Origin of the sequence: Collinsella sp. BA40, from assembly GCF_008014645.1 — a bacterium.
In the GTDB taxonomy this organism is placed as follows: Bacteria; Actinomycetota; Coriobacteriia; order Coriobacteriales; family Coriobacteriaceae; genus Collinsella.
In genome coordinates this window covers 1-11,795 of record NZ_VOWY01000020.1, presented here as the reverse complement: position 1 = coordinate 11,795, position 11,795 = coordinate 1, and the positions used below count along the sequence as shown (strand labels likewise).

Annotated in this window: 9 protein-coding genes; 7 read left to right on the top strand and 2 right to left on the bottom strand. The window is 64.5% G+C overall.

Annotated elements, in window-relative coordinates; translation table 11 throughout:
- The first annotated feature begins 203 nt into the window (after nt 1–203).
- From E4J93_RS07795 to E4J93_RS07770, 6 genes are all read left to right on the top strand, one after another.
- The gene (locus E4J93_RS07795; RefSeq protein ID WP_147588901.1) at nt 204–575 is read left to right on the top strand and encodes a YtxH domain-containing protein; all 372 of its coding nucleotides are present in this window, start codon (nt 204–206) and stop codon (nt 573–575) included.
- Nucleotides 576–1,478 (top strand): PRC-barrel domain containing protein, encoded by a 903-nt coding sequence (locus E4J93_RS07790; RefSeq protein ID WP_229056485.1) that lies wholly within the window; start codon nt 576–578, stop codon nt 1,476–1,478.
- A 42-nt stretch (nt 1,479–1,520) separates the two neighbouring features.
- The gene (locus tag E4J93_RS07785) at nt 1,521–2,909 is read left to right on the top strand and encodes a polysaccharide deacetylase family protein (RefSeq protein ID WP_147588900.1); all 1,389 of its coding nucleotides are present in this window, start codon (nt 1,521–1,523) and stop codon (nt 2,907–2,909) included.
- Nucleotides 2,910–3,062: 153 nt separating this feature from the next.
- Nucleotides 3,063–4,343, top strand: a complete 1,281-nt coding sequence (locus tag E4J93_RS07780; RefSeq protein WP_147588899.1) for a polysaccharide deacetylase family protein — start codon at nt 3,063–3,065, stop codon at nt 4,341–4,343.
- A gap of 263 nt (nt 4,344–4,606) precedes the next feature.
- Nucleotides 4,607–6,487, top strand: coding sequence for a magnesium transporter (locus tag E4J93_RS07775; protein ID WP_147588898.1), 1,881 nt, complete (start codon nt 4,607–4,609; stop codon nt 6,485–6,487).
- Between the two features lie 16 nt (nt 6,488–6,503).
- Nucleotides 6,504–7,745, top strand: a complete 1,242-nt coding sequence (locus E4J93_RS07770; RefSeq protein WP_147588897.1) for an NRAMP family divalent metal transporter — start codon at nt 6,504–6,506, stop codon at nt 7,743–7,745.
- Here the strand turns inward: E4J93_RS07770 and E4J93_RS07765 are convergent.
- Nucleotides 7,742–9,811 (bottom strand): acyltransferase family protein, encoded by a 2,070-nt coding sequence (locus tag E4J93_RS07765; RefSeq protein ID WP_255431969.1) that lies wholly within the window; start codon nt 9,809–9,811, stop codon nt 7,742–7,744. The two genes, E4J93_RS07770 and E4J93_RS07765, sit on opposite strands and share 4 nt — an antisense overlap.
- 213 nt (nt 9,812–10,024) lie before the next feature.
- Nucleotides 10,025–10,576, bottom strand: coding sequence for a LemA family protein (locus E4J93_RS07760; protein WP_147588896.1), 552 nt, complete (start codon nt 10,574–10,576; stop codon nt 10,025–10,027).
- Between the two features lie 329 nt (nt 10,577–10,905).
- On the opposite strand from E4J93_RS07760, the gene E4J93_RS07755 reads away from it, so the two are divergent.
- Nucleotides 10,906–11,484, top strand: a complete 579-nt coding sequence (locus E4J93_RS07755; RefSeq protein ID WP_147588895.1) for a TetR/AcrR family transcriptional regulator — start codon at nt 10,906–10,908, stop codon at nt 11,482–11,484.
- Nucleotides 11,485–11,795 lie beyond the last annotated feature (311 nt).

Here is an 11,795-nt window from a genome sequence, read left to right as displayed (position 1 = left end):
GGGAGCCCTCCCTATTTGTCACCATCGAGATGTAAACAACGTCTTGGCACTTAACAGCTAGCGGACTGCGGAGGCATCGCGATCGGGACGGCGCGTTGTTAGCGCAACGGACGCTAAAATGCGCACGCGTGGGTGTTTTCGGCGCAGCTGGGTATAATGGTTCATCAACAAGGTCGAATCGTGACTTGTGGAAGGATATCGATATGGGTAAAGGCTTTGCTTTCGTAACGGGCGCCGCTGTGGGAGCCGTTGCAGGAACGATCATCGGTTTGCTGGTCGCCCCGCGCTCCGGTGCCGAGACGCGCGCCATGGCCGCCGATATGGCGAATGACGCATGGGATTCCGCGCGCGACATGTACGAGCAGGGCGTCGACCAGGCTCGCGCCGCCGCAACCGATTTCGGTCCCATGATGGACGCCAAGACCGACGAGCTGCGCGCAAAGGTCGACCTCGCCCGCGAGCGTATGGACCAGCTGCGCGAGTCGCTCAACGATGCCATCGCCGGCGGCAACGTAACCCCCGCTGCGGACGTCGTCGTGGAAAGCTCCGTGGCCGAGGCTCCCGTCGAGGCGTAGATGCGCACCGCAGACTTCCAAGGCGTTCGCATCTACAAGCTGGTCCCCGACGAGCAGCGCGTCAAGAAGGACGGAACGCTCAAGGATCTCAAGCGCTTGGGCAAGGTCCATCTGCCCGTGTTCACGCCGGATGGCCGTACCGTGGTGGGCTTCATGGTGAAGCTGCCCGACATCGCCGGCATGATCAAGCAAGAGGACCGCTTCGTCGCGCTTGACGCCATCGATGTGCGCGAGGGCCAGCTGGTCGTTGCCGATGCACGCGAGTCCTACGACACCCCGGCGGCGAAACGCCTCGGCGTGGATCTGGATTCGTGCATCATCTGGACGGGCATGGATGTTGTGACCAAGACGGGCAAAAAGCTCGGCTACTGCTCCGATGTAACGTGTCATCCTCGCACGGGCGCCGTGCAGGAGTTCTATATCACACCGGGAGCCGCGTCGAGCGCCCTGATCGGCCACATCGCCATGCCGGTCGACATGATGATCGGCTACAGGCGCGGCGCTATGGTGGTCGCCGAGGAGGCGGCCTCGCTCGAGTTCTCGGGCGGTGCTGCGGCCAAGGCCGCCGAGGCGTCCGTAAAGGTGAGCGCGGGCGTGAAGAAGGGCGCTAAGACGCTCGATGAAAAGGGCTCGGAAGCGGTGACCAAGGGCAGCCGTGCTCTGGGCGAGCGCATCGGCCAGACGGGCGATGCCATCAAGGGGTTCTCGGACGAGTACCATAAGGCCGCGGGCACCCCCGCCAAGAAGAAGGGTGCCCCCGCCAAGAAGAGCGGCTCTTCGCAGGGGTCCGCCGCCCGCGCCGTGGGCAAGCAGCTGGGTAAGACCACCGGCATGTTCCAGGCGTTTGCCAGCGAGTTCAAGAAGGCGTCGGGCGCGTCCCCGAAGAAACCGCCATCGAAATAAAAGCGCGTTCGCTCCGCGGCGAACAGGGGATAAGGAGATTCGTTGCCTCATTACACCACCTCCTACTCCACAAAGAAGCGCCCGGCGTATCGGCCGGGCGCTGCTCAGCATCTGCCGAGCGCGAATAGGCGCCGGGTGCGCAAGCCCGGCGTTCAGTACCTGCATCATTCGCAGGGATTCGGCCGCAAGACCAGGCGGCAGATGGGGTCGCGGCGCCCCCAGAACTCGCGCAGGCCCTATGCGTTCATCGCCGTGGGCTGCGCGTTCCTTTTCTTCGTCGCCAGCGTCATCTGGTATATGAATCGAAGCGTCGACATCACGCTGAACGGCGCCGATGCGAAGGCGCGTATCAACTCCTCCATCGAGCAGCTTATCGCAGACCAGGGGCTTGAGCCCACGCCGGGCAAGCTGCTGGCGGTGGATGATGCCGTGTTGGACAAGCGCGGTGGCGAGCGCGTTTCGGTGAAGCTCAACGGAAGGCAGGTCGATAACGACAAGCTGGTCGAAACCAGGCTTCAAGAACACGACGAGGTCGAGATCGGCGACGGTCGCGACGAGTACGAACCGCATGAGGTGCAGGCGACGACCATCGAGCCCAAGCTGGTCACGACGGGCAGCGGCGCGATCGAGTACGTGAAGACCTGGGGCGTGCCCGGCCGCAGCGAGGTGTGGACCGGTAAGACATCGGGCAAGACGTTCGATCGCGGCGTGGTGAAGGACGCGGTTGATTGCGTGGTTGCGCGCGCCTCGGTGAATCCCGACGTCAAGGGCAAGAAGTACGTGGCGCTTACGTTTGACGAGGGTCCAAGCGAATATACCGAGCAGATCGTTTCGGTCCTGCAGCAAAAAGGCGCTTCGGCGACGTTCTTCCTGGCAGGCAACGCGGTGGAGGAGCACGCGGACGCGGCGAAGGCTATCGCGGCAGCCGGATTCGAGCTCGGATCCAACTCGTATGAGGATAAAAGCCTTACCGATCAGTCTACATCGGCTGCGCGCAAGCAGATCAGCGCGGGATTCGACGCGATCGAGCAGGCAACGGGGAAGCGAACGGCGCTGCTGCGCGCCCCGTTCGCGGCGTTCTCCGAGCGCACCTGGGCCGAAACCATGGACATGGTGGGGGCTGCGGTGTCGTGGAACGTCGATTCGGGCGACTGGATGCTGCCGGGCGCCGATGCCGTGGTGAGTTCGGTGCTGGGTTCGGTCTCAAACGGGAGCATCGTGCTGCTCACCGATAACGCATCATCGGGCCGCCAGGCCGTGGAAGCGCTCCCCGCGCTGTTAGACGGCTTGCGCCGGGAGGGCTACGAGGTCGTAAGCCTGTCCGAGCTGATTGCCACCGACGATGACCTGGCCAAGGCGTTGCCGACGCCCGGCAAGGTCTCGATGCCGAAAGATGCGGTGCTACCGCGGGTCGCCAAAACCGAGGAGTAGCGCGTCTGCGCGCGGTCGTTCCACGGCCGGCCGGCCGTTGCCGATGAGGGGTCTTGTTGACAGTTTTGTCATACTGGCGCCGAAGGCCGTCCGATGTCCGTGCCAGCGGGCACAATGGAAGCGTTAACGCATGCATGACCGTGGAGGCGCCATATGAAGCAGGAGACAAAGAGGGCAGGGGCACCCGCTCCCGCGCAGAAACCGCATCCGCGCCCGGCTGCGGGTTCGCCATCGGGTGCGGCTTCGACGCGCTTGGCCCCGTTCGCCGTGATAGGCCTGGCGGTATGCGCGGTACTCGCGCTGTGCTATTGGAACCTCTGGCGTCCGGTTCCCATCACCGTGAACGGCGAGGGGCAGACGATGCTGGTGAACACGTCGGTGCAGGCGCTTCTGGAAGATCGCGCGTTCTTCGACGCACCGCCGGGCAGGTTGCTCTCCCTGGGCGGCGCCGTGCTCGACGAGGCGGGCGGCGAGCGCTGTACGGTGCGCATGAACGGCGAGGAGCTCGCTTCGAGCCGGTTTGCAGACACGAAGGTGCCCGAAGGCGCCGAGCTCGAGGTGTCGGCGGGTGCCGACCGCACCGAGCCTTCTTTCGAGCAGACGGTCGCGGCCGCGCCGGGTATCACGATGGAATCGGGCGGCGCCGTGCAGTTCGTCTCGCAGTGGGGCGTCCCGGGCAAGAAGGTCGTGACGGTGGGCGAACGCTCGGGCGAGACCGTTGACAAGGAGATCGTCCAGGCACCGGTCGACATGGTGGTGTCGTCGCTCAACGTGAAGCCGCAGGGCGCCGGCAAGTACATCGCGCTCACCTTTGACGACGGACCGAGCGGGTATACGCCCGACATCCTGGGCATCCTGGCCTCAAAGGGGGCGAAGGCGACGTTCTTCAACCTGGGGAGCAGCGAGGCACGCTATGCCTCGTATGCCAAGCAGCTGGTCGACGGCGGCCACGAGCTGGCGAGCCATACCAACGCGCACCAGTACCTGCCCGACCTTGATGCGCCCTCACTACGAGCCGAGATCACGTCGGCTGCCGACGCCATCGAATCCGCGGCGGGGGTGCGCCCGCAGATGATGCGCGCCCCGTACGGCGCCTTCACTGCGAACGACTGGGCGCGTGCGGGCGATCTTATAAGCTGCAACGTGCTGTGGAACATCGATACCCTCGACTGGAAGCGTCCGGGTGCGGCGGCCATCACCTCGATGGTCCTGGACAACGCGTTTAACGGCGCGATCGTGCTGATGCACGACGGCGGCGGTAACCGAGCGCAAGACGTGGAGGCGCTGCCGGGCATCATCGATGGGCTGCGCGGTGCGGGCTACGAGCTGGTCACCGTAAGCGAGTTGATGGACAAGGACGACCGCTTCCCCGATGCAGTTGTAGAGGGGGATGTCGCGATGCCCGAGGGGGCGGAGCTGCCGCCGGCGGCCTAGGAGCGAATGCCGTCCGAATGCCTGCGGACATGCAAGCTTTGCGTAAAACCTGGCCGTGCTCCGCGCATGGATGCTATAGTAAAGAGCGGTTACGGCTCGTCCGTGACCGCTTTTGTTTGTAACGAGGGTCACGAGAAAGGCTCAAGGTGAAATCGAAACCTCGACCACACAGTAGCTGCTGACCCTGTGCCGCCCTTCGCTGCGGCGCGCGCGGGGTCGCGCGTCCCGTACCGTATGCATATGCGTATTGGCGAAGGAGAACTATGAACTATCTTTCCGAGATGCTCAGGCTTCCCGTTCTTGACGTGAACGGCGAGAAGCTCGGCATCGTCAATGACTTCGGCATCGCCACCGGCGAGGTCTTCCCCCATGTGACGTCGCTGGCCTTCCAGGGGCCCGGGAAGACGCCCTTTATGATCAGTTGGCGCAAGTACGTCGACCATGTGGACGATACGGGCGTGTACCTCAACTGCCCCGATACCGACATCCGCTTTTCCTACCTGCAGCCCGACGAGGTGCTGTTGGCGCGCGATATCCTCAACAAGCAGATCGTGGACACGCAGGGCATGAAGGTCGTGCGCGTAAACGATATCAAGTTCTCGGTCTCGGGTGAAAACCAGCTGCAGCTGCGCTTGCTCGGCGCCGAGGTGGGCGCTCGCGGCTTGCTGCGCGCGATTCATCCCGCGTTGGAGCGCGTCGTCGAGCGCATGGCGAAGGCCGTGGGCAAGCCGCTGGGCGAGGATATCATCGCCTGGTCATATATGGACCTGCTGGAGCGCTCCACGCAGAACATCAAGCTCTCGGTGTCGCATAAGACGCTCGATGAGCTGCACCCGGCCGATATCGCCGACATCATCGAGCAGCTCGATCCTCGTCTGCGTAGTCAGGTGTTCGCGCAGCTCGATACCGCTCAGGCGGCCGAGGCCATCGCCGAGCTCGACGACGACGAGCTCGTGGCCGAGATGCTCGAGGGCATGACCGACCGCGACGCGTCCTCGATGCTCGCGCTCATGGACCCCGACGACGCCGTCGAGCTCATCGAGGAGCTCGGCAACGAGAAAGCCGAGAAGCTCCTGCGCCTCATGGGCGTCAAGGAGGAGAAGGCCATCCGCAACCTGCTTGGATACGAGGAGGATACCGCGGGCCGCATCATGACGAGCGAGTTCGTGGCGCTGCCCTCCACCGCCACCGTGCAGGACGCCATCGACGCCATCAAGAAGCTCGACGAGGATTTCGAGAGCGTCTACTACGTGTACACCACCGACCCGTCCGGCATGCTTACCGGCGTGCTGTCGCTGCGCACGCTCATCGTGGCCGATCACGATGCGCGCCTCTCCGAGCTCGCCTACCGCGATGTGGTGTGGGTCGCTCCCGATCTCGATCAGGAGCAGGTGACCGAGGAGATGACCAAGTACGACCTCGTGGCCATTCCGGTGTGCGATGAGAACCGCCATATCCTGGGCATCGTCACGTTCGACGACGCTATGGATGTCATTGCCGAGGAGCATCAGGAGGACCTGCAGATCGCCGGCCTTTCCTCGGGCGAGTCCACTACGGGCGAGTCGGCGCATACCTTCGTGTGGTTCGCCCAGCGCCAGTACTGGATCGCGGTGTGGGCCATCGCGGCCTGCGCCATCGCCGCCATCGCGGTCACGGCGCCCGATCGCATCGCCGCCGACGCCGACGCGCTGCGCATCATCACGAGCGAGGGCCTGTTCGCGCTCATGCCCATCTCCATCATGCCGGTGGTGCTGCTGGCCGCCATGCGCATGACGGCCTTTGTGAAGAACAGCTTCCTGGAATACGACGACCGCGAGGACGAACCCCGTCCTTATCTGGGATTCTTCCTTAAATCCACGCTTATCGGCTTGGTGCTGGCCGCTGTTGTGTACCTGTGCGGCGAGCTCATGGCAACCACGATCTTCGCGGGTGGCGACCCCATGGTCATCGCCACGTACATGGATTGCTTCCGCAACGCGGCCCTGGTGATCACGGCCACGTATGCGAGCGCGGTGATCTACTTCGCCGTGCTGGTGCGCGGCGAGGATCGCGACCACACGGCCTCGGGCACGTCGCTCACGTTCGCGGCGGTCCTGCTCGCGGCGTTGGCGTACACGGTGCTGGGCGCCGTGCCCTTGTTGTAGGACGGGCTGGTGAAGCATGCAACCAGAGACTAAACAGAAGCTGACCGTCGCCGCCGTGCTGGGTGCCATGGGCCCCGGTCTGCTGGCGGCCCTCTCGGGTAACGACGCGGGCGGCATCGCAACGTATTCGAGCGCGGGCGCGAGCTACGGCTATGGCACGTTGTGGATGCTGCCGGTTATGGCGTTGCTGCTCATCGTGGTGCAGGAGACCGCGGCGCGCTGCGGTTGCGTTACGGGCAAGGGCTTCGCCTCGCTTATCCGTGAGAAGTTCGGCGTGCGCAAGAGCGCCCTGGCCATGGGTGCTTTGCTCATCGCGAACACGGCCGTGACCATCTCCGAGTTCGCGGGCATCGCGAGCGGCCTGGCGCTGTTCGGCGTGCCCAAGACGGTGTCGGTTCCCCTGGTGGCGCTGCTGGTGTGGATGCTCACCATGAGCGGCAGCTTTCGCCGTATCGAGAAGATCCTGCTGCTGGTGAGCTGCGTGTTCGTAACGTACATCGTGGCTGCGTTCCTGGCGGGGCCCAACTGGGGGGAGGTCGCGTTGGCAACCGTCACCCCGCATCTGGTGAACGAGCCGCAGTACGTCTCCCTGCTCGTCGCCACCATCGGTACCACCATCGCGCCCTGGATGATCTTCCTGGCGCAGAACAACGTGGTCGATAAGAACATCGACGAGGACGGCATCGTGCTGCAGCGCATCGATACCGCCACGGGCTCCATCATCGCCTGCGCCATCGCATGGTTCATCATCGTGACCACGGGCGCCGTGCTGCATCCGGCGGGTATCGAGGTCGCCGACGCGGCGGATGCCGCGCTTGCGCTCGAGCCCATCGCCGGCGAGTTCTCCACGATTCTGTTTGCCTCCGGCCTGGTTGCCGCGAGCTTCCTGGCCGCGTGCGTGCTGCCCGGTGTGACCTCGAGCGCCATCTGCGAGGCCTTCGGCTGGGAGCGCGGCGCCGATCGCAGCTGGGACGAGGCGCCCGTCTACCGCGGCATTATCACCGCGGTTATCGCCGCGTCCGCGCTGCTGGTCATCATGCCCGGCGTCGACCTGTTCCAGATCATGATGAGCGCGCAGGTCATCAACGGCGTGCTGCTGCCCGTGTTGCTGGTGTTCTTGGTCTTCATCGCCCAGGACAAGCACATCATGGGCAAGTATCGCAACGGCCGTGCGTGGAACGTGCTCACCTGGGGCACGATCATCCTCATCACCGTGCTCACCGCCGTGATGTTTGGCCTGCAAGCGCTGGGGTACTAGCGCCCGGCGGGCTCGGGTTCGGGCGCGCCTCCGTGTTGGAGCGACCCGCCGGCAACGGTGTCGAGCCAGTTGCGGCCCAGGCGATCGACAGCCTCTATGACCTGCTGCTCCACGTGGTCTTCCGCGTGCAGCGGCAGGTCTTTCTTTACCGCGTCGTAGATGAGCTGGATGTAGTACGCAGCGCCCTCGGACGACAGGTGCGTTCCGTCGCCGTCGAACAGCTCGCTGCGCCCCTCGCTGAGGGCATACCAATCGATTACGCGGATGTTGCCGTAGCGCTCGGCGGCGCGCATCATGGCCTCGTTGGTGGGAGCCACCCACGGTTGCGGGCTGCGCGTGGTGACGAATACGGCGATGCGGTCGGGGCCGAGCAGGTTCATGATGGCGTCGATATCGCCATCGGTTACCAGGCCGTTCGTGCCGAGCGCGATAACGGCGACCCTGCCTATCTGGTTGTTGTCCAGGTAGGTCGAGATCAATTCGATGCCCGTGACGAACTGGCGGTTCTTCTTGGCGTCGATGAGCCCGTGCGGGAAGGTGCGCTGGAAATCGGGGATGGTGCGCAGCGAGACCGAGTCTCCGACCATCACGACGTCGTATGCGGTGTCGGCGAACTGAGGAGCATCCGAGGTGGCGGCGTCCGTCTCCCCGGGGGCTGCGCTGGCATCCTGTTCGTCGTCGCCCTGGGCGAGCAACGCCGCGCCCTCGGTGCTGAGGGCGTCCGTCTTGGGAACGAGGGCCAGCGAGAGCCCGGCGGCGGCGAGGACGATGACGGCGCTGCCGAATGCGACGGGCCGCTGCCGTACGATCGCCGCGGGCGCGGTGCCTGCGCACACCTCGTGTGCGAGCGTGCCCATGAGGCCATGGCGAAACGGCGTTTCGATGAAGCGGTACGAGAGCTCGGCTACGGCCAGCACCACGGCGAGCTGGGCGAGCGTCTCCCACCATGGATCGGTGGTGATATCGGTAACCGGGTTCATGAGCGCGAGCAGCGGAAAATGCCAGAGGTAGATGCTGTACGAGCGTTTGCCGAGCCACACCAGGGGCTTCCACGAGAGGATGCGCGCCACCAGGCCGTCCTGGCGCATGCATGCGGCGATGAGCGCGAGCGTGAGCAGCGAGCATAGCAGCATGCCGCCGCGGTATGGGAAAGCCGAATAGCCGTTGGAGAACGCGAAGAGCGCCAGAAGGCCGCCGATGGCCGCGAAGCCCACAAGGTCGGTCTCGCGCCCGTCGCGCTCGGATGCGACGCGGGGCAGGCGCCCGCGCAGGCAATAGCTTGCCAGATGCCGCGGGAAGAGGGCACGGTCGGGGATGAAAGCGAACCAGCCGCCCAGGAGTAGGGAGAACGCGCGCGTATCGGTGCCGTAGTAGACGCGGCTCGGGTCGGCGCCGGGGGTGTAGAGCAGCGCCATGGCGAGGGCCGAGGCGCAGGCGAGGACGAGCACGGCGCGGCGCACCTGCGGACGCCTGACGCGTAGCGACAGCATGGCGAACAGCAGGGGCGGCCATGCAAGGTAGAACTGCTCCTCGATGGCGAGCGACCAGAAGTGCGTGAGCGGCGAGGGGTCGCCCAGGGCGGCGAAATACGAGGTATCTTGCGCGATCTGCCACCAGTTGTTGACGAAGAAGAGCGACGGCAGGATGCCGGGTCGCATCTTGGTGAGCATCACGTGGTTGAAGGCGGCACACAGAACGATGACTACCGCGACGAGCGCGACGATGGCGGGAAGCAGGCGCCGTACGCGGCGAATCCAGAACTGCTTGAGGTCGACGTGGCCCGTCACATCGAACTCGCGCAGCAGCAGGCGCGTGATGATGAAGCCCGAGATGACGAAGAACATGGTGACGCCCAGCAGGCCTCCCTGCATCCAGGGGAGATTGAGGTGGTAGAGCACGACGGCGCAGACGGCGAGGGTGCGGATGCCGTCGAGCGCGGGGATATAGCGCTTCTGCGCGACGGCGGAACCGCCGCGCGTCCGGTCGTCGGCTGCGGTGCTCTGGTCGTCATGGCGGACGGAGTCGGATGGATGGGTGCTCATGGCTGCCTCGGTAGCTTCGGTCACGGTTCCTAAGGGCGTTCGGCTTCATTGTAGCTACTCGCCAAAAGCCGCGGCGCGAATGCGGTGCGAGCATACGAAAACGCCCCGCGGGCGTTCTGAACTGCCTCCCATTTGTTGGACTTCTAGTTCCTTGTCCAAGAAATAGGGCGCAGTTCAGGGCGTTCCGCGGGGCGCGTGCGCATGCGATGGATGCGCCGCGAGGGCGCGGGGTGGTTGCTAGAACTTCACCTGGGGGACGTCGCGCGTCTCGGGGGCTGCTTCGAAGCCGGAGCGCTCTTTGAACTGGAAGATGCCGGCAAAGATGTTGCCGGGGAAGGTCTGGATGGCGTTGTTGTACTTGAGCACGCAGTCGTTGTAGCTCTGGCGCGCGTAGGAGATCTTGTTCTCGGTATCTTCGAGCGTGCTCTGGAGTTGGCTGAAGTTGGTGTTGGCCTTGAGGTCGGGATACGCCTCGGCAACGGCCAGCAGCTGGCGCAGGGCGCCGGTGAGGACGTTGTCGGCGGCGATCTTCTCGTCCGGCGTGCTTGCGGAGACGGCGGCGTTGCGCGCCGAGGTGACCGCGTCGAGCGTCTCCTTCTCGTGCGCGGCGTAGCCCTTGACCGTTTCGACGAGATTGGGGATGAGGTCGTTGCGGCGCTGCAGCTGCGTATCGATGTTCTGCCACGCGTTGTCGATGCGGTTGCGCAGCGTGACCATGTTGTTGTAGATGCCGGCGACGGCGCTGATGATCGCGACGACCAAGACGATGCCGATGATGATGGGAAGCATGAAAACCCCTGTCTCCTTGAGCGCGCTCAGAAGGTGCGCGGCGCGCAGTTGAGCACAGTATACCCGCTTCTTTCGCGCGGCTGCGGGTCCGCGCGGAGCGAGCGGAAGCAGTGGCGATGCGGGCGGACCGCCGGTGCGTCCACGCGCTTTTAACGCGGCCCGCGCCGCATGCGAAGCGGTGACGATGCAGGCGGACAGCCGGTGCATTCGCAGCCATGGTGCTTCAGCCTACTGATATCGTTTGTTGACAAGCGTATGCTAAGAGACAAAATGAAGTACTTGGACTAACAGGTCACTATGATATGTGAAAGACCGGTCGGGGTTGAGATATGGATCTGCGCGTTAAGAAAACGTACGCCGCGCTCATCGAGGCGTGCACCAAGCTGCTGTCCGAGCGTCGTTACGAGGACATGTCGGTGGCGATGCTGTGCGAGGAGGCGACGATTCGCCGCACTACGTTCTACAAGCACTTCGCCGATAAGTCGGAGTTCTTTGCGTTCTATGTCGAGAGCTTGCGCGGCCAGATGGTCGAGCGAGGCCACCGTGCGCTGCAGAACGTGGGCGAGCAGGCCGATGAGGCGGGCGAGCGCCGCGCCGTGCTGTACGAGTTTGCCGATTACCTGCTCGAGCACGAGGCCCTGATGGATAACATCTTCTCGAGCTCGCTGTCGGGCGTGCTGCTCGATGTAATCTGCGAGAAGGTGGCGGATGCATTCTACGAGGGGGCGGTGCGCCATCTGCAGGCCGGCGCCCCGGCCGCAGCCGATCTTGTCGAGCGTGCAGATTTTGCAGCCGGCGGCGTGGTGCGCAGCATGCTGCGGTGGTGGAACGGCTCCGACCGGGTTGAGCGTCGAGGGGACTTCGTCGAGCTGTCCGCCGCCTTGGCCGCGCGGGTTCTCGACGAATAGCGAGTGCGAACCGGGGCCGGTTCCTGGCGGCAAGATTGTGGCCTACAGGGCTGCATGGGCGAAAAACCTGACGGTAAGAATGCGCCGTCGTCGGCTGTCGGGAGCTTCATGGCGGACGGGCCGTTTCGCCGCGGAAAACGGACGGCAGGGATGTCGGCCCGCGGAAACCTGACGGTACGGACGCAAGATCGGGCTTCTACCCGGGAGAAAACCGCGCCGGACGCTTGTTGTCGGGAGGAATCTGGCGCAAGGGGGGTGTCTCTATGGTTTTGTCAACCATGGCCGCCCTCGTTTTTCAGCATGGTCCATCG